Source organism: Bacillus sp. BML-BC051, from assembly GCF_019656175.1.
GTDB classification, from domain to species: Bacteria; Bacillota; Bacilli; order Bacillales; family Bacillaceae_G; genus Bacillus_A; species Bacillus_A mobilis.
In genome coordinates this window covers 1-19,710 of the sequence record NZ_BPLI01000005.1, presented here as the reverse complement: position 1 = coordinate 19,710, position 19,710 = coordinate 1, and the positions used below count along the sequence as shown (strand labels likewise).

Annotated in this window: 18 protein-coding genes and 1 pseudogene; 3 read left to right on the top strand and 16 right to left on the bottom strand. The window is 33.8% G+C overall.

Going from position 1 to position 19,710, the window contains the following annotated elements:
• Nucleotides 1-129: 129 nt before the first annotated feature.
• From K5S59_RS01830 to asnB, 5 genes are all read right to left on the bottom strand, one after another.
• A complete protein-coding gene (locus tag K5S59_RS01830) occupies nt 130-1,092 on the bottom strand; it encodes an ABC transporter substrate-binding protein (protein ID WP_000198717.1) in 963 nt (320 codons plus the stop codon).
• Nucleotides 1,093-1,230: 138 nt separating this feature from the next.
• Nucleotides 1,231-2,085 (bottom strand): phosphatase PAP2 family protein, encoded by an 855-nt coding sequence (locus K5S59_RS01825; protein ID WP_000481806.1) that lies wholly within the window; start codon nt 2,083-2,085, stop codon nt 1,231-1,233.
• A gap of 345 nt (nt 2,086-2,430) precedes the next feature.
• On the bottom strand, nt 2,431-2,760 hold the full coding sequence (locus tag K5S59_RS01820; RefSeq protein WP_000200468.1) for a hypothetical protein: 330 nt from the start codon (nt 2,758-2,760) through the stop codon (nt 2,431-2,433).
• 48 nt (nt 2,761-2,808) lie between these two features.
• Nucleotides 2,809-3,168 carry a GNAT family N-acetyltransferase gene (locus K5S59_RS01815; RefSeq protein WP_098259050.1) on the bottom strand — a complete coding sequence of 120 codons (360 nt, stop codon included), beginning with the start codon at nt 3,166-3,168 and terminating at the stop codon, nt 2,809-2,811.
• A gap of 93 nt (nt 3,169-3,261) precedes the next feature.
• A complete protein-coding gene (gene asnB / locus K5S59_RS01810) occupies nt 3,262-5,163 on the bottom strand; it encodes an asparagine synthase (glutamine-hydrolyzing) (protein WP_000333823.1) in 1,902 nt (633 codons plus the stop codon).
• Nucleotides 5,164-5,380: 217 nt separating this feature from the next.
• Between asnB and K5S59_RS01805 the strand changes: the two genes are divergently transcribed.
• Nucleotides 5,381-5,845, top strand: coding sequence for an Hsp20/alpha crystallin family protein (locus tag K5S59_RS01805; protein ID WP_001288091.1), 465 nt, complete (start codon nt 5,381-5,383; stop codon nt 5,843-5,845).
• A gap of 35 nt (nt 5,846-5,880) precedes the next feature.
• Here the strand turns inward: K5S59_RS01805 and K5S59_RS01800 are convergent, their stop codons facing one another.
• Nucleotides 5,881-6,468 (bottom strand): SCO family protein, encoded by a 588-nt coding sequence (locus K5S59_RS01800; RefSeq protein WP_000833337.1) that lies wholly within the window; start codon nt 6,466-6,468, stop codon nt 5,881-5,883.
• Between the two features lie 335 nt (nt 6,469-6,803).
• Here K5S59_RS01800 and K5S59_RS01795 point away from each other — a divergent pair, with 335 nt between their 5' ends.
• The gene (locus tag K5S59_RS01795; protein WP_000167210.1) at nt 6,804-7,778 is read left to right on the top strand and encodes an MBL fold metallo-hydrolase; all 975 of its coding nucleotides are present in this window, start codon (nt 6,804-6,806) and stop codon (nt 7,776-7,778) included.
• 351 nt (nt 7,779-8,129) lie between these two features.
• Here the strand turns inward: K5S59_RS01795 and K5S59_RS01790 are convergent, their stop codons facing one another.
• The 4 genes from K5S59_RS01790 to K5S59_RS01775 all read right to left on the bottom strand — a co-directional run bounded on the left by K5S59_RS01790 (nt 8,130) and on the right by K5S59_RS01775 (nt 10,691).
• Nucleotides 8,130-8,972 (bottom strand): DegV family protein, encoded by an 843-nt coding sequence (locus K5S59_RS01790; RefSeq protein ID WP_033656332.1) that lies wholly within the window; start codon nt 8,970-8,972, stop codon nt 8,130-8,132.
• 152 nt (nt 8,973-9,124) lie between these two features.
• A complete protein-coding gene (locus K5S59_RS01785; RefSeq protein ID WP_033656333.1) occupies nt 9,125-9,376 on the bottom strand; it encodes a DUF2535 family protein in 252 nt (83 codons plus the stop codon).
• Nucleotides 9,377-9,719: 343 nt separating this feature from the next.
• Nucleotides 9,720-10,463 (bottom strand): twin-arginine translocase subunit TatC, encoded by a 744-nt coding sequence (gene tatC, locus K5S59_RS01780; RefSeq protein WP_000390140.1) that lies wholly within the window; start codon nt 10,461-10,463, stop codon nt 9,720-9,722.
• Nucleotides 10,464-10,505: 42 nt separating this feature from the next.
• Nucleotides 10,506-10,691 (bottom strand): twin-arginine translocase TatA/TatE family subunit, encoded by a 186-nt coding sequence (locus K5S59_RS01775; RefSeq protein ID WP_000492443.1) that lies wholly within the window; start codon nt 10,689-10,691, stop codon nt 10,506-10,508.
• Nucleotides 10,692-10,904: 213 nt separating this feature from the next.
• On the opposite strand from K5S59_RS01775, the gene trhA reads away from it, so the two are divergent.
• Entirely contained in the window at nt 10,905-11,561 is a 657-nt protein-coding gene (gene trhA / locus K5S59_RS01770) for a PAQR family membrane homeostasis protein TrhA (RefSeq protein WP_061679535.1), read from the top strand.
• Nucleotides 11,562-11,601: 40 nt separating this feature from the next.
• On the opposite strand, the gene K5S59_RS01765 is transcribed toward trhA, so the two are convergent.
• The 6 genes and pseudogenes from K5S59_RS01765 to K5S59_RS01740 form a co-directional block, all read right to left on the bottom strand.
• Entirely contained in the window at nt 11,602-12,321 is a 720-nt protein-coding gene (locus K5S59_RS01765) for a lysophospholipid acyltransferase family protein (RefSeq protein ID WP_098259051.1), read from the bottom strand.
• Between the two features lie 111 nt (nt 12,322-12,432).
• Nucleotides 12,433-13,068, bottom strand: coding sequence for an FMN-dependent NADH-azoreductase (locus tag K5S59_RS01760; protein WP_000170041.1), 636 nt, complete (start codon nt 13,066-13,068; stop codon nt 12,433-12,435).
• 242 nt (nt 13,069-13,310) lie between these two features.
• A complete protein-coding gene (pbpC, locus tag K5S59_RS01755) occupies nt 13,311-15,296 on the bottom strand; it encodes a penicillin-binding protein 3 (protein WP_001227206.1) in 1,986 nt (661 codons plus the stop codon).
• Between the two features lie 155 nt (nt 15,297-15,451).
• Nucleotides 15,452-15,937 (bottom strand): dihydrofolate reductase, encoded by a 486-nt coding sequence (locus tag K5S59_RS01750; protein ID WP_000637217.1) that lies wholly within the window; start codon nt 15,935-15,937, stop codon nt 15,452-15,454.
• Nucleotides 15,938-15,956: 19 nt separating this feature from the next.
• Nucleotides 15,957-16,913 (bottom strand): thymidylate synthase, encoded by a 957-nt coding sequence (locus K5S59_RS01745; protein WP_097844600.1) that lies wholly within the window; start codon nt 16,911-16,913, stop codon nt 15,957-15,959.
• A gap of 115 nt (nt 16,914-17,028) precedes the next feature.
• A pseudogene (locus tag K5S59_RS01740) lies at nt 17,029-19,606 on the bottom strand (alpha-L-rhamnosidase).
• Nucleotides 19,607-19,710 lie beyond the last annotated feature (104 nt).

The window sequence follows — 19,710 nt, the reverse complement described above, 5'->3', positions numbered from 1 at the left end:
TATTCCCACTCCTTTATTCCATGATTGGTTTAATTGTACAACTTATCCGCAGTCAAAAGAAGGAATTTTCTGTATTTTATAAATAAAAAAGCACATCACCCATTTAAAGTGATGTACTCGACCGTTCATTTATTTTAGAAAATATTTTTCAATATCATCTAACATAAGATTGGCAGCTACAATACCACCTGCTGTATTCCAAATCACTTCATCTACTTGGAATACTTTATTATCTTTAGAAGCCTGTAACTGCTTAAAGAGTGGATCTTCTGTCCATTCTTTCGCTAACGTGTTTCCTTCATTATTCTTATCCGTATCTTTATCAGATGTGAAATAGAATATATAGTCCCCGTCCATATTTGGAATTTGCTCTTTTGTAATTCCTTTTATCGCAAATTCATCTTTATCTTGTAGTGGTGGTCGTTTAAATCCAATATCATTTAATACAACGCCTGAGAATGAATTTTTTTGATAAATACGAACATCACCTGGGACGAAGCGAATAATGGAAACTTTAGAATTAATTTTATCACCTAATTGTTCTTTTATTGCTGCAATACGCTTTTTATAATCATTAAGAGCATTTTGCCCTTCTTTTTCTTTATTTACAGCTTTTGTATATAGCGTAAAGTTTTCTTTCCAATCACCGCGCAATGTTTCAGCATATACTGTTGGCGCGATTTCTTTTAACTGCTCGTATATTTTTTCGTGACGCATTTTATTTCCGATAATTAGATCCGGCTGAAGCTTCATTACCGCCTCTAAATTAATGTCACGCTCAGTTCCTACTACTTTCGTATTTTTTAACTCTTTCGCTAAATGAGGATACCATTCATCACCAGCACGTGGTTTTGTCGTTCCAACTGGCGTTACCCCAACAGTTAATAGTGCCTCAGCACCCTCATTTGTTAAAACAACAACTCTTTTTGGCGTACCATTTACTGTCGTTTCACCCATTGCATGTTTTATTGTATATGAATCTTTTGCTTTAGCTAATGTATCATTTTCTTTCTTCTCTTCTTTACTACACCCTGCGATTATGATCGTTAATAACATAACGCAAAATATAAACAAGTTTTTAGTGCGTGTCATAAGTCCTCCTAGTTGAAATTGATTATCATTTACATTCTAAAGAGTAATGTATCTCTCATACATTGTCAATAGATATATCAGAAAACTTTTTCAATATATATAATTTTGACCTCATTTTTATTCAAAATATTTTTGTACTTATTTGCTACTCACATTTTTTAACCGTAACATGTGAAAAAGAAATGGGCATAAGAAAGTAATTGTAATTCCAGTCAATACATAACGTAAATAATACATATCAGGGATTACTTTTTTTAGTATGAACTGTATCATGAACATGAAACTAAGACCTAATACTGTTTTTACTACCTGTATTTTTAAATTATTATTTTCGTTCATTTTAATAAAATGATTTTCTAACATGATGCCAATCGTAGAACCTGTCAAAACTCCAAGCAATTTTAAATTATCTATTTGGTCTGTCGTAAAATACATAATGAGTGAAACAGCCAATATAATTCGTTGTAACAAAATAAATTTCCTATCACTTAATTCCACTATTACTTTCGTATATAAATAAACAACTGTGACACTAATTAAAACCGCACCTACTATATCACTGAGCCAATGTACACGTAAATAAAGACGAGAAATAGCAACCACTATTATAAAAATAATTCCAATGATCCAAATGATTCTCTTTTTACATAAACTCATGAATGAACTCCAAAATGTTGTCGCTAACTGGACGTGTGTACTTGGAAAAGAATAACCTGCGGCTGATTTTTCATATAAAACTTGAACTCCATCGTATGTATACGGTCGCGGGATTTTCATGAATTCTTTTACCACTATCCCTATATACCCAGAGAAACAAAGCATAACAATCATATGAAATGCTTTTCTTTTAGAAACGCACCAATATAAAATCGAAATTATAACTAAATACAGCGTTTCATTTGCAATACTGGATATAAATCTGAAAAGTATTGTAAGCACACTTCCCTCCAGACTGGTCATCCATTCAAGAAATAACATATCAATATTAAACATACAAAAAACGATACCTCCTAAAAAATTTGCTTCTTCAATTTGTCAGCACTTAAGATAAACTAGTTGATTAACATTTCAAATTTATACACCTACTTACGTTATAGATTAAGAACATATAGTACCACATACTAACAACAGATAATATGTATAATCATCTAATCATTTCAATAAATTCTAATGAATTTTTGAGCTTTATATACAAAAACATCTGTATCTCGTTATTTCATTTCTGATATTTCATCTCAGATTGCACCCATAGCAGTTCGTATTGTGTGTTATATGGAACTTCTATTAGATAAAGTTGTTTACTTACTATAAAGCTATTACAAATACAAAGAAACCGCCTTATGTAAGGCGGTTTCTTTCATTTTGCTTTAACCAATTTAAAATAAATATATACGATTGATAGTGAATATAACGTATGCAAAATAAAAAGAATAAAAGAGCTATTCCAGTGCTACTATACAGCAAACCGAACTTTAAAAAAATATTTAAAAGCGGCGGAAAGTTCGTTATGTTTTGTAATGTAATCAGCATACAAAATAAAAGGAAAAACACAGGTGCATATTGTAATTCATACGGCTTTTTCTTCTTATTCATTCTTTTTCGAATGAACATATGGATTAGCTCTGCTACTAGAAAACACCCTCCAATTAATACAAGACCAGAAGTCATCGTCATATATCCACCTGCCTTATATTTATCCCACATAACTACGCATCGTTATATTTTTTTCACATATATTCCATCTTCTTCATTAAAACCAAAGCTCTGTATGAAAGATTTAGCTTGTTCTGTTAATTCCGTTTGTAATACCTTTATCTCTTTCACATTTCTTTCTTTCATCATCGTTTCAAATGTAAAATATGTATTTGTTCCATAACCATAACTTTGATAATCAAAGTGAATAATTAACTGAGATAAAACCGCACTCTCCTCTTGAACACGATAATCTATTACACCAATATATGTATCATCAACTTTCACACAATACTGTACCTGATTCTCACTTAAACTATGTGAGCGAAACATTTCTTTAACAACGTTTTCATTTTCTACATTTACTTTTTCAAACGTAATCATATGTTGTCCATCCTTTTACTATTATTGTATCAATAATTCGTTCCATTTATGAAAAAAACCTTAAGATCATATGCGATCTTAAGGTTTTTCTAATTAAACTAAGCTATACGCACGTTTCGTTTCTTCGTGGAACTTATTCGTATCGTATTTATGCTCAACATAAATTTGATGCCATACCATAAACGCAAGTACAGTCCAAATTTTACGGCTATAATCGCCTTTATCCGCACAATGTGCTTCCAGTAAGTTTAATACATACTGTTTGTCGATTAAATGCTCTGTTTTACTCTCGTTTATAATATTGATAGCCCAATCATGCATTTCATCTTTTAACCAGTGACGAATTGGTACTGGGAATCCAAGTTTTTTACGATCTAATACGTGATCTGGAACGATTCCGCGTGCTGCTTCACGTAAAATAGCTTTCGTAGTTCCGTTAGCAATCTTAAATTCAGTTGGAATTTTAGATGCAACATCGAATACTTCTTTATCTAAGAACGGTACACGAAGTTCTAATGAGTTTGCCATTGTCATTTTATCAGCTTTTAATAAAATGTCACCGCGTAACCATGTGAACATGTCAATGTACTGCATTTTGCTTACATCATCATAATCTTTAATTTCGTTATACAATGGTTTCGTGATATCCATATAGTTAACACTTTCATTGTAATACTTCATTAATTCAACTTTCTCTTCTTCACGGAAGATTTTCGCGTTTCCATAGTAACGCTCTTCAATTGGCGTACATCCACGCTCTAAGAAGCTCTTTCCTTTAAAGCCTTCTTTAAGAGCACCACTTAATGCTTTTAGAACGCTCTTACCTGGGCTAGGAATGTAAGAGAACATTTTTAGTGAGTTTGGCTCACGATAAATGTTATAACCACCAAATAGCTCGTCTGCACCTTCACCTGAAAGAACAACTGTTACATGCTTACGTGCTTCTTTTGCAACGAAGTACAATGGTACAGCTGCTGGATCTGCTAAAGGATCATCCATATGCCAAATGATTTTTGGGAACTCATCCATAAACTCTTTCGCTGAAATGAATACATTATGGTTTTTAACGCCTAATTTCTCAGCAGTTTCCTTGGCAACATCAACTTCACTGAAGCCACGTTGTTCAAAACCAATAGAGAATGTTAAAAGATTTGGATTCATTTCTCTTGCGATAGAAGCGATAATAGATGAATCGATACCACCAGATAAGAATGAACCTACTGGTACATCACTGCGCATATGCACTTTTACTGAATCATATAACACATCACGAATTGCTTGGATATGCTCCTCTTTCGTTGCGCTTGAAGCATTGAAATAAGGTTTCCAGTAGCGATGGATTTCCATCTCTTTACCGACTTCTTTTACGAAATAATGACCAGGCTCGATTTTATTAACATCAATTGTTAATGTTTCTGGCTCTGGACCATATTGGTACGTAAAGTAATGTTGTAGTGACGTTGGATTAACGCCTTTATCTTCCATCACATGCATAATACTTTTCTTCTCAGATGCGAAGAATGTAGTATCACCTTGTTGTGCGATGTATAAAGGTTTAATACCGAAGTGGTCACGTGCACCGAAAAGTTTCTTCTCTTCACGATCCCAAATCATAAATGCAAACATACCACGAAGATAGTCTACACATTTTTCTTTCATATGTGCATACAATGCAATGATAACTTCTGTATCAGATTGCGTTGCAAACGTTGCACCTTTTTCAAGTAACATTTCACGTAATTCTACATAGTTGTAAATTTCACCATTAAAAATAATTACATATCGATCATTTTCATAAGTTAGCGGCTGATGTCCTGCCTCTAAGTCAATGATGCTTAAACGGCGGAAGCCAAATTGTACATGTTCATCACGAAAATATCCTTCGTCATCTGGACCGCGGTGGAAAATCATCGTGTTCATATTTTCAAATTGATGTTTTTCTGTTTCTGAAAACTCTCTAGGGTTTTCACATAAACATCCTACAAAACCACACATACTTCTTACCCTCTTTCAGTTTTCATTCTGTCTATATACTACTATATCAACCCTATTTATACTAGCATAATCAATTGAATATGGCGACCAAAAACTATAAAAAAATCACTCCATTTCACATTTTTAACAATTTTTTATGAAAACATGAAAACTAGGCAATCACCTTTCTCCGCTTTTGTCATATGATATTGCAAATTGATTTCTAGGAGGGAATACCATGAGTGAAGAAAAAAAAGACTCTTCTCGCCCACCGGTTCGCAATTATTTAAAGCAAATTGATGATTTCTTCGAGCAAACACCACTTCGCAGTGTAATCGCTGATTTAAATCATTTTTTCCAAAAAGGAAACCGTTTATTAACATTCCCTGTAGATTTATATGAAGTTGGTGAAGAACTCGTTGTTACAGCTGAACTACCAGGTATCCAAAAAGAACAAATTCAAATTGAAATACAAAGTGAATACTTAAAAGTCTCTGTAAAAGAAGAGATACTTGAAGAGGCCGAGGAAGAAACATCTCATAACTATTATCGCCGAGAACGTTCCATTTCAGAAGCATCAAGATTGATTAAATTACCGTACTCAATTAATAAAAAAGCAGCGAAAGCTTCGTATCAAAACGGCGTGTTAGAAATTCGAGCACCAAAGCTACCACAACAGCATGACATTTTATCCATAGACTAATGTAAAAAAAAGAAGGGTGCTGTGCACCCTTCTTTTTAATCCGCTAATCGCTTCATATCACGTATAATGTCTTCGTACGGCGTATTACTAATGCCACTATACTTTTTCATTACTTTTCCGTTTTGATCAATTAAATAAAATGATGTACCATGCATAACTTGACCATTCTCCGGTTTATCTACAAGTGATTGGAAATTATCTTTTGAAAACTTTGTAATATCTTCTAACGAATAACCCGTTAATAAATTCCAGTTACTAGTATCCTCTGTAAACTTTTGAATGAAAGCCTTCAGATTCTCCGGCTTATCAAGGTCTGGATCTACACTAAACGAAACAAACTGAACGTCTAATTTCTCTTCTTTTGCCATCTTTTGCAGTTTTGCCATATTAGCAGTCATTGGCGGACAAACTGTTTGGCAATTTGTAAACATAAAGTCAGCAACCCAAACTTTCCCTTTTAAATCTTTTGTACCAAATGACTTTCCATCTTGATTTGTAAATTGGAAAGTTTCTAAATCCCAATTCAATGGTTTACGAAGCTTTGAACCCGATTCACTACATCCAGCAAGTACAAAGAGACAAAATACAACCATAAGACCAATTATTTTTTGATAACGCTTCATATATAAACCTCTTTTCTCTATCCTAAATTTAAATAGGTTATGTTTATCATAACAAAAGTTAACACTACGAGAAAATTGTTTACTACATTTGTTCACGAAATCGTACGAATTTACGTATGTTACTTCTTTATTTCAAGCGAATTACTAGACAAAATATATTTTTTTACTATTATTTCTCTAAATAGAATTTGCAAAACTAACTTTATTGTTACTTTTGTAAACATATCCCCCTATTTTTTTACAATTCCTTAAACATTCATCCATGTTATACACTGTATTCCTTAACAACATTTCGGTACAATACAATTACAACGATTTTAAATGAGGTGATGTTCATGACAAAACGTTATGAAAATATGGATAATGTAAGCACAAAAAAATCAATTCGTTCCTTCATACGTTGGCGAAAAGAGCGAAAACAAAATAAAAAGGATTTTTCTTTTTTAGTAGAACAATCACCTGTTAAACAAAGTAAATTCCTACAAAACAACTTTGAAAAGACGACTGTAACTTGGATTGGTCATTCCACATTCCTTATCCAAACGAATGGGCTGAATATATTAACAGATCCAGTATGGGCTACTAAATTAAAATTAGTTCCAAGACTTACTGAACCCGGTCTTTCTATACAAGAACTACCTAAAATTGATATTGTCCTCATTTCGCACGGTCATTATGATCATTTAGATTTTTCAACGCTTCGCCAGCTAAATGATGATGTTTTATACCTCGTACCTATTGGACTGAAAAAATTATTTACTCGCAAAAAATTCACTCACGTAGAAGAGTATAATTGGTGGGAAAATACAACAGTTAGTGATGTTTCCATTCACTTCGTACCTGCCCAGCACTGGACGAGAAGATCCTTATTTGATATGAATACCTCTCACTGGGGGGGATGGATTATTAATAATGAAACAACGAAAGAAACCATTTACTTTTGTGGTGACAGTGGTTATTTCCAAGGTTTCAAAGAAATCGGCAAACGCTTTTCAATTGATATTGCCCTTATGCCAATTGGCGCTTATGAACCAGAATGGTTTATGAAAATATCCCACGTTTCACCCGAGGAGGCTGTGCAAGCTTATTTAGACTTAAACGCTACACACTTTATACCAATGCATTACGGAGCTTTTGCACTCGCCGATGAAACACCTCGTGAGGCAGTAACAAGGCTTCGAAATAATTGGAATTTACGTATGTTACCATGGGAACAACTGCATGTACTCTTTTTAGGCCAAACTTTTCCTTATAATAGCGTAACAAATGATAAGCAAACAAATGAAAAAAGTGAAACGTTACACGTATAACGTAACTACTGATTTTCTATATCCAACATATACTATAGAAAATCATAAAGTGAAACTGTAATCAGTGGGTGTTTTCTATGAATGAATATTTACAGACTCGCTATATCATTAGCGGTAGTGCCTGTATAGCCCTTCTTATATCTTACTTTCTATTCACATAAAGTGAAACTTTAATCAATAGGGGCTTCATCCCCCATTGATTATTAGCCCACACCAATCGGGCGTTTACGGGCATCCTGACTCCAACCTAACTTCTTTATTTCCGCTAATTTTTGAGGTAGAGGGTTTTATCGCCCTCAAAAATCGGCATAAAAAAGCTACTTGAAAATATATTTCAAGTAGCTTTTTTTATTACTCTGCTAAATACATAAATCCGATTGCTCCCGGACCTGTATGAGTACTAATAATAGGCGTTGTAAAGAAAATTTCTGATTTAGCAAATCCACTTACTTTTTCAACAGCCGCTTTTACATTTTCAGCTAAAGGAATTGCTTTCGCATGTGGAATTGCCACAGCTTTTACAACTTTTCCAGCTGTATCTTCCTCAAATAACTTAGCTAACGTTTTTACAATTTGCCCTTGGCTACGCACTTTCGTTACAGGGTTATAAACACCATCTTCAAGGCTAGCAATTGGTTTTATATTAAGTAGCGAACCGATAAACGCTTTTCCTTTACCGATACGCCCACCCTTCACTAAGTTTTCTAATGTATCTACTACTACATATAAACGAGTATTCTTTCTCACTTCATCTACACGTTTTAAAATTTCTTCTAGTGAGCGTCCTTCACTTGCCATTTTCGCAGCTTCTATTACTTGATATGCTAAAGCATGTGTAATAAATTGAGAATCAACAACTGTTACTTTTGTATCGGTCATTGATGCAGCACTATTGGCAGTTGCCACAGTACCACTCATTCCACTTGTCATATGAATGGAAAGCACTTCACTTCCATCTTCACCTAACTTGTCATACATTTCTACAAATGTACCCATTGCCGGTTGTGATGTTTTTGGTAATTCCTCTGATTTGATCATTTCTTCAATAAATTCATCAGGTTGTAAATCAACACGATCTAAATATGTTTGTCCATTTACAGAGATTGATAATGGTAGCACATGAATGCCATACTTTTCGATTACATCCTGCGCTAAATCTGCAGTTGAATCTGTTACAATTTTAATTTTTTGCATATTATATTCTTCCCTTTCCAATACGCTCTCCTTGTTATTATACTAGCATTCCCTGTGCTTTCAACAATTTCGAACAAATTTCACCAAATTAATTATATTTTTATACCTAAAATGAAAAAGACAGAGTTTATTAACCCTGTCCAAACTCCGTATCATGCATTTTTTTCAAGGGTATTCGTATTATATACATTTAAATAATCATTCCACTTCAAACAATTTTGTAAATATTCACGGAAAGAATACGAAAATCTTGGGTGCTTTTGTTTTTGAATTTTTGCAATAAATAATTGAAGACGAGACTGAATTAGAAACGATAATGGATGCTGCGCCTGTAGGACAGGGATTTCGAATATTTTAATACAATCCCCTGTTGAATGAGTGAAATAAAAACTTTTCGTAATCACAATATCAATCCTCTTTTTCATTGGATTTTTGAACTTCCTCTACTTTACGCTGTAACACGTTGTTTATAGTGGAGACTTCTATGAATACAAAAGTATACTTAGTCAATCCCTGTAGTCCTTTTGGTTAGAAGATTTATACTCTATTCATCTCCACCTAATCCATCCTCCGTCCTAAATATCCGATAAGACAGGAATCTCGTTATCCGTATATTGCTTAATGATTTTAGTATAAACTTAGTAAAGCGCAAAGTTTGTCTAAATTTTGGAGATTCTATAATTTTTTTCTTCTTTATATTGTATACGTTTATAGCTATAGTATAACAACTAAATAAAAAAAGTGCCTTTATAACGAGGCACTTTTCGACTGTATTTCTTCTTCTCTTTTCTTTTTTCGCTTACTAACAATCTTTGATAAAGCGATACTAATTTCATAAATACAAATAAGCGGTACCGCTACTAAACTATGCGATAAAAAATCAGGCGGTGATATACACGATGCAATGATAATCAATGCTACGTATGCATACCTTCTTATTTTTATTAGAAATTCCGCCGTCAACAATCCTATACTCGTTAAAAACATGACTACTACAGGTAATTCAAAAATTACAGCAAATGGAACTGTTAAATTTAGAACAAAATGAAAATACTTTTCTGTCGTAAACATCGTATTAAACATTTCATTACCTATCGTAGTTAAAAAATGAAATAAAAACGGCATTACAACGAAATATCCAAAGCATAAACCTGCAATAAATAATATAGACAATACCGGTATATACATTACTGTCATCTTTTGTTCATTTGGATGTAAACCCGGTTTTACAAATAACCAAATTTGTATAGCAGCAAAAGGAATTGTACAAACGATAGCAAATACTGTAGCAATCGAGAAAAAAATCCATAATACATCACTTGGACCGAGAACAGTTAATTTCATTGGTAAATCTTTTACAAGCCAAAAATAAATATCCTTCGTAAAAGTAAATCCAACAATTAAAAATAGCACAAAGGATAGCACTGTATATATTACTCGTTTGCGAAGCTCAACTATATGTTCTACTACACTCATTTCCCGATCTTCCATCTCGTTCACCACACTTTATTTATCCATTACAAGGAAAATTCATTACATTTTTTCTTTCTTTTCTTTCTCTTGAAATGCATCATCAGTCAATTCTTTCGTTGATTTTTTAAATTCTTTTAACGTTTCCCCTAAAGCCTTTCCGATTTCCGGCAATTTTTTCGGCCCAAATAAAATGAGTACAGCTACTAAAATTAAAATTAATCCTGGAAAGCCAATATTTGAAAACATTTCTCCATCCCCTTTATTAGTAGATTCCTTGTCCTACTATTGCATAATTTTATTTTGTCAAAAAAGTTTGAAAACGTCAACAAAACCATTGCCTTTTGTCAAAAAAATTCAAAAATATAATCAATTATACAAATTTCATTTTCTATTGCTCTTGTGTATGATATGGTAAGGGAAATGACATATTATTTTATGATAGTAGAAAGGATTTGCATTATGACTGAAAAAATGACACGAATGACACAATTTGTGAAAGAAGAAATTGCAAATGCAATTACACATGGTATCGGTGCCATTTTAAGCATCCCTGCCTTAATCATATTGATTATACATGCCTCTAAGCATGGTACCGCATCTGCTGTAGTTGCATTTACGGTTTATGGTGTAAGTATGTTCTTACTGTATTTGTTTTCGACATTGTTACATAGCATCCACCATCCAAAAGTAGAAAAATTATTTACTATACTAGATCACTCAGCCATTTATTTATTAATCGCTGGCACATATACTCCTTTTTTACTTATTACGCTTCGTGGACCATTAGGCTGGACGTTACTCGCTATAATATGGACACTAGCAATCGGAGGTATCGTCTTTAAAATTTTCTTTGTACGCCGCTTTATTAAAGCATCAACATTATGTTATATCATTATGGGATGGCTCATAATCGTTGCTATTAAACCACTTTATGAAAATCTAACTGGGCACGGTTTTTCACTACTGTTAGCGGGCGGAATTTTATATTCTGTAGGGGCTATATTCTTCCTTTGGGAAAAGTTACCTTTCAACCATGCCATTTGGCATCTTTTCGTTTTAGGTGGTAGTGCGATGATGTTTTTCTGCGTACTCTTTTATGTCTTACCAACAGCATAATAAAAAAGGTTTCAGCTTATATAAGCTGAAACCTTTTTTATTATTTATGTAATTGTGATGCGATAACATCTTGTGTATGCTTCGTTAACTCTTTAATATCCATATTCGCATACTCTTCAGGTGTAATTGGCTTAGAAATTGTTACTGTTGCATGAGCTCGTTTCATACGGTTTCCATTCGCTTCAAACATCTTATATGTCCCATCTAATGTTACAGGTAAAATTGCTACACCAGATTTTACTGCAAGGTGAAAACTCCCAGCCTTAAACTCTCCAATTTCGCCACCTTTACTTCTCGTCCCTTCTGGGAAGATCACGATAGAATGTCCATTCTTTAACAGCTCAATTCCATCTTTAATCGCTTGAAGAGATTGACGGCGATCATTACGATTCATAAATACACAATTCATAAGTTCCATCCATGTTGGTACAACTGGGAACTTTTTAATCTCTGCTTTTGAAACGAATCCAATTGGTTTATTTAAGTAACCTAGTAAAACAGGGATATCCATATTACTCTGGTGATTACTTACAACTAGTACCGGCTTGTCTTTCGGAACATTTTCAAGTCCCTTTACTTCTACCGTTCCTCCAGCTACACGTACCATTTTCTTACCGAACCAATTTGTCGTTTTATACACAACATTATCTTTTTCTTGTGGTGACATCGTATTTACTTGTCTTTTCAGACGCCACATTCTCGGTGTAATCGCAATTACAATTAAAATTAAATAAAAGATTTTAAAAAACGTTTGAATCATACAGAACCCCCACCTATTATCATTCCGACCTTCATTATACTAGACAAACGAAGGAAAAAGAAGAAAAAATGTCCAAACAACAAGTGTTTGGACATTTTTAAGTATTCTATATTAGAAACGTTTTGCTAATTCACGAGCATTAGCAATTGCTGCTTCTTTAATTTCTTGTGCTTTTTCAGGGTTTGCATTCATACCTTCAACTGCAATATATTCAGTATCATTTACACCAACGAATCCTAATACTGTTTTTAAGTGATTGCGACCGAAGTCTACAGCTGCGTATGCTCCTTCAGAATAAACGCCACCTGTTGCTTGAATGTGAAGTGCTTTTTTGCCTTCTAATAAGCCAACTGGTCCATTTTCAGTATATTTGAATGTTTTACCTGCGATTGCTACGTTATCTAAGTATGCTTTTACTACTGGTGGATAGCTAAAGTTCCACATTGGAGTTACGAATACATAACGATCCGCATGCATGAATGTTTCTAAGTTTGTGTTCATTGCTGCAACTTTTTGTTGTTGAACTTCAGTTAAAGTTTCAAAGCCTTCACCTGCTGCAAATTTACCCCAAGCAGCAAATACGTCTGCATCGATTGCTGGTACTGTAGTGTTGAATAAATCAATTGTTACCACTTCATCTTGTGGATGTTCATTTTTGTAAGTTTCGATGAAAGCTTCCCCTACTGCCATTCCGAAAGAACCTTCTGCTGAATTTGGATTTGCTGTAATAAATAGTACTTTTGTCATTGTATTCTCTCCCTTTTACACATTTTATCTTTAATTTGAGAATTATAATTTGAAAGTAAATAACTTACCTTATGTAAGTATAATACAAAAAGTTTTGTGTGATGTCAATAAAAAATAGCTACTTTTTTTTCGTAAGTTAATGATTTATTTTATTTCTTTAAAATTAGATATAAAGATATTAAGAATTGTTTCATTCAAAAAGGCTATCTCTATAAATTATAGAGATAGCCTTTTATTACATATTATTTTTGAAAAACATGTTTCACTTTTTCAGCAGGAATGTTACTACCGCCTCTACCTTTTACATCTTCAATCATCATCGTAATGACCATATCTGGTGAATTTAAATCAAATGCAGCGAACCAGCCTAGTTCTTTTCCTTCGGCCTCTTTTGATACTTTTAATTCCGCTGTACCTGTTTTTCCAGCAAGAGTCATTCCATCAATTTTAGCAATTTTCCCAGTACCATCTGGATCATTAATTACTTTCGTCATAGCAGTTTTTAATATATCCTGATTGCCTTTTGAAATGACATTCTCTTTCCAAACTTTTGGTTGCTTATCTGTTTTAATAATATATGGAGAAGGTATATTTCCATCATTAACAATTGGTGCGTACGTTAATGCTAGATGGAGTGGCGTCATTAATACTTGTCCTTGTCCATAACCTGTGTCTGCCATTTGAATATCATTTTTAATACCATCATTTGCGATTTTAGAAGCAGGGAATCCATATTCAATTGGTAGTTTCTCATCGAATCCGAATTTTTTCGCTTCACTCATAAATTTATCTTTTCCGATTTTCAAAGCTTCTTGTGCAAAATAAATATTATCCGAGTATTTCATTGCTTTATCAAAATCAATCGGATTTGCATCTTTCACACGTGTTACATAATAGTTACCCCAAGAAGAATCTTTTGTCCATTTCAATCCTTCAATTTTCAACTCTTCTTTTGGATCAATTGTTTTCGTTTCAAGACCGATTGCAGCTGTAATCGGTTTAAATACGGAACCTGGAACTGATAATTGTGTAAATCGATTCGTCATCGGTTTCTTTGGATCATTATTTACTGCATCACGTTGCGCTTTTGACGGCCCTCTTGTAAGGGTGTTTGGATTATAAGCTGGTGTACTCACAAGTGCAAGTGTTTCTCCAGTCTTTGGATTAATTGCTGCACTTGACCCTACCTCATTTTTCATTTCATTATAAATTTCGCTTTGAACTGCACTGTCAATCGTTAAAGTTACATTTTCTCCATCAACAGCTTCTGTTTTTGCTAAATTTTTAATTTCTTTTCCTTGCGCATCTTCTACGAAGACACGACCACCTTTTTTACCGCGTAGCTTTTCTTCCAGTACTTGCTCTAAACCAGCTTTACCTACTGAATCATCAGCTTGATAACCTTTCTTTTGTAGCGTTTTTAAATCTTCAGCATTCACTTTTCCAATATAGCCAGTAAGATGTGCTGCTTCTTCTCCTAATGGATATGAGCGAACATTTACTGGCTTTGTTGCAACACCAGGTAAATCTATGTACGTATTTTGTGTTGCTCCTTCAGGCAATATTCCCATTGGTACAAGGTAATTTGGCTTTACCCATTTAGCTGCTAGTTTTTGATCAATTTCTTCTACAGACATATTTAGCAACTTCGCTACCGTTTCTTTCGTTTGCGGAGCTGCATCCCCTAACTGTTCAGGAATCATTCCGATTTCAGAGGCTTTACCATTTACCGCAAGATATTTACCGTTACGGTCATATATTTCTCCACGTTTTGGCTCTGTCGTTTGCATACGTACTTTACTATCTTTTGTCATCCCTGGGAATATAAAATCAGGAGTCCAATCTATTTTCCAAGATTCTTTATCTCCATCTTTTTCTTTCACCATTTTTGCTTCATGGCCAAAAGTGATCTTACCACCAACTGTATCCATGCTTACTTTAAAAGGAACAGGGCCTTCATCTTTTTTATCTTCTTTTACTTCCCCTGTTTCTACTTTTAAATCTTTCACTTCAATGCCAGAATAAATTTTTTCATATTTCTCAGTGAAATCTTTCTTTGAAATATCTTTTTTTGCCTTTTCTGATAATTGATCATACATTTCTGCAAACTTTTGTTTATTCCATGCTTTTGCATATGTATCAAACGCTTCTTGTGGTTTTTCTTCTTTACCGCATCCCACTAACATGAATGTTAAGCAAAGAAAAAGAATCCCCCATATCTTTCTCAATCGATTCTCCTCCTCTTTCTATATGAATACTCTTGAAAAATTTAGCATTTTTTCATGCTACCTTTTATTATAGCACTATCGAATACCATCTATAAACTTATATTGATGAATACAAATAAAAAGATTGATGCGAATTTTCACATCAACCTTTATTATTATTGCTTCTCATATACATGGTAATAGTACGTATACGGATTTTTTTCATCTGTTAAACCTTTTTCTACAAAAACTTCTTTCCAATTTGTCATATCGATTTCTGGGAAGAATGTATCTCCTTCAAATGCATGATGAATTTTTGTTATATATAACTTGTCTACGTAAGGTAAAAAGAGATCATAAATTTGCGCTCCGCCAAAAACAAAAATCTCCTCTTCATTTTTACATAGTTCAAACACTTCTTCTACAGAATGTGCTACTTCACAACCTTCAACATGATACCCTTCATTACGAGTTACAATAATATTACGTCTTCCAGGCAGTGGTCTACCAATCGCTTCGTAGTTCTTTCGGCCCATAATAAGTGAATGACCCATCGTTGTTTTCTTTACATACTGTAATTCACTTGGTAATCGCCAAGGCAAATTATTATCTTTACCAATTACTCTATTCTCGTCCATTGCAACCATAAATGAAACAATCATCTTTTCATCTCCTCTACAATTATACTGCAACCGGTGCTTTAATTGCTGGGTGTGGATCATATCCTTCAATCGTTAAATCTTCCATTTCAAAATCAAATACAGATTTCACATCTGGATTTAATGTAAGTTTCGGGAATGGACGTGGTTCACGTGCCAATTGCTTTTCTACTTGCTCAAAATGATTCGTATAAATGTGAGCATCTCCAATTGTATGAACAAATTCTCCTACTTCAAGTCCGCATTCATTTGCAATTAAATGTGTTAGTAGCGAGTAGCTTGCAATGTTAAATGGAATTCCAAGGAATATGTCACCACTTCTTTGATATAGCTGACAAGAAAGTTTACCGTCTGCTACATAAAATTGGAATAACGTATGACATGGTGGTAATGCCATACTTGGTACATCTTCAGGGTTCCAAGCAGAAACAATTAGGCGACGTGAGTCTGGTGTTTTTTTAATCATTTCAATTACATCTTTTAATTGATCAAGCGTCTCACCAGCTGTCGTTTTCCAAGCACGCCACTGTTTACCGTATACGTCTCCTAAATAACCATATTTATTCGAGAAATCATCATCTTCTAAAACGTTCTTTTTAAACAATTCCATTTGCTCATCGTACTGTACTTTAAATTCCTCATCTTGTTGTGAGCGAAGACCGAAATCAGTCATATCAGGACCAGTATACTCATCGCTTTCTACCCAGCTCTTAAATGCCCATTCATTCCAAATATTATTATTATGCTGCAATAAATAACGAATATTTGTATCACCTTTCATAAACCAAAGCAGTTCACTTGCTACAAGGCGAAATGGCACTCTCTTTGTCGTTAATAAAGGAAAACCTTTACTTAGATCAAAACGCATTTGATATCCAAATACAGATACAGTGCCTGTCCCTGTACGATCTTCTTTCTTCGTACCATGCTCCATTACATGGCGGCATAAATTTAAGTATTCATTTTCAGCATGTTTCATATGTAGAAAAACCTTCTTTCAAATCTCTAGTCTATATGGATTTTATCATAAATTTAATGCTAACAGATTGAACAAACTAAATTTATAAAAAAACATTTCTATACTTAACAAAATTCTACTTCTGTATGTTCTTACAAAATCTAAATTCATATGCGCCTGAACCTAATTTCATTTCAGGCATATCACTTGCCTTCCAATCATCTTCCACTATTCGTAATGTGGCTGATGTATTTGTTGGCACATCAACGTTTAATACTGCTTGTCCATGTTCTACACGCCAATCAATTTTAATTTCTCCATATGCTGTTTCACGCTTTATACAAACCCAGTCTAAATTAGAATTAAAATGAGGCTGAATATAAAAATGTTTATATGCAGGTTTTGTTTCATCCACTTCTAATCCAACAATATATCGGTATACCCATTCAACGATAGAGCCATATGCGTAATGATTATAAGAATTCATACTATCATTCCAAAGTGTTCCATCCTCTTTCACGCCATCCCAATGTTCCCAAATCGTTGTGGCACCTTGTTTCACTTGGTATAACCATGATGGATAATCTTCATAAAATAGAAGCTTACAAGCAAGGTCATGACGGTTAAAATTGCTTAATATTAAATTTAAATATGGTGTTCCTATAAAACCAGTTGTTAAATGATTGTTACTTTCTTTTAAAAGCTCAATTAACCGATTAAATACCTTCTCCTTCACATCATCTTTCACTAGTTCAAAAAGAAGTACTAATATGTGGGCTGTTTGAGTATTCGAAATTAACCTACCATTTGGTGTAACGAATTCATTTTGAAACGCTTGAACAATATTTGCATGTAATTCTTTATAAAACGTAGCATCTGTTTTTTCGCCTAAAATCTCAGCAACCTTTCGTAAAAGCGATGTAGAATATGCATAATAAGCTGTCGCAATAAAGTGCTTGTCTGTTCCGCCTTCATATACATCAGGTTTCGTATCTAATGCAAGCCAATCCCCTAAATGATAGCCTGTATCCCATAAATACTCGTTCTCACCTTGTGAACGTATGTAATCTATATACTTCTTCATACTTTCATATTGTTCTTTTAAAATCGATACATCTCCGTAATGTAAATAATGAACCCACGGACATATAATTGCTGCATCGCCCCAACCACCGGAAGTATCCAGATTAAAATCCGCTCTTTTTCCAAACGCATCTGGTATAACTAAAGGCACAGCTCCGTTTTTATTTTGGTCAAGCGATAAATCTTGAAGCCATTTTTTAAAGAACAATTGGACATTCATAATTTGCGTAGCTGTCCCAATGAACATTTGTGCATCTCCTGTCCATCCGAGTCGATCGTCTCGCTGCGGACAATCTGTTGGCACATCAAAAAAATTCCCTCTTTGAGACCATTCCACATTATGATGAAGTTGATTGATTAATGGATTGGACGTTTCGAATTCAGTCGTTTTTTCCATATCTGTATGTAATACAATCCCTTCAAAATCTGCTATTTGAGGCGGCTGGGTTAATCCACTTATTTTCACATACCTAAAGCCTTGATATGTAAAATGAGGCTCAAACGTTTCCTCTTCCTCTCCTTTTGCTATATACACTATTTTTTGTTTTGCCTTTCGGAGATTTCCAGCGTAAAAACTACCGTCTTTATCCAATATTTCAGCGTGATGCAATTCTATCTTTTGACCACTATAAACATGACGGACTATAAATTGAACCCAACCTACCATATTTTGCCCCATATCAATAAGCCATTCGTGATTCGGTAGTTTTGAAATAGAAATTGGTTTTATAATTTTCATTTTACGAATTGATTTATTTTCTTGCGCAACAACTATTTGTTTAGAATGCTCAAGTACTTCAACATTTTCTAGCTCTTGCACACTTTCTTCTAGTCTAGCATCGTATACTTCACCTTCATAAATTTCTGAGTACAAAATTGGGCTTGAAGTTACCTTCCATGTTTCATCCGTTACAATTTTTTCTTTCGTTCCATCTTCATACGTTATATGTAATTGAGCACTTATTGCTCGTCTTCTCCCGTAATAATTACGTACATGATGCACGGTAATCGGCCCTTTATACCAGCCGTTACCTACCAGAGTAGAAATATCATTTTGCCCTATCTTTATGTGTTATATCATACGTTTGATACAATACTCTCTTATCATAACTTGTCCATCCAGGAGTAAAATAATAATCTCCAATACGCTCTCTATTAATAGAAGCCTCATATATTCCTAAACTAGTGATATATAAGCGTGCTTTTTTAACTGCTTTTTTAATAGAAAAACTTTTATTAAAAGACATAACTTGCGTTCGTTCTTTTTTCGCAGTAATCCAGTTTCCGCTCCAATTATCTTGCCCTTGTAACCCCGTCTCCCAAAATCCTACTTTAGACCAAGATGATTCTTCTCCGTAATTATCCCATACCTTTACCCGGTAAAAATAACGTGTCTCTTCTCTGTATGAAAATGAATTGATTGGTATATGTAAACTTTGATCTGTTTCTACTTTTTGCGAATCAAACATTAAAATTTCAAAATCTCTATCCTTCGCAACCTGCAGTTGATAAGCAAATTGTTTTACATTTCGGTTACTCGACTCAAGCTGCCAACTCATTTTCACAACTTTTGAATCTATACCTATCGGATTTTTTTTATTATCACAAAGCACTCTCTTTATTGTTAGCACACTTCTTCACCATCTTTTCTAAATCTTAATTTAAATTAATTATAATAAAAATAAAATTCTAAATAAATAATAATTTTATTCATTCTTACAAAATTATTAACTTT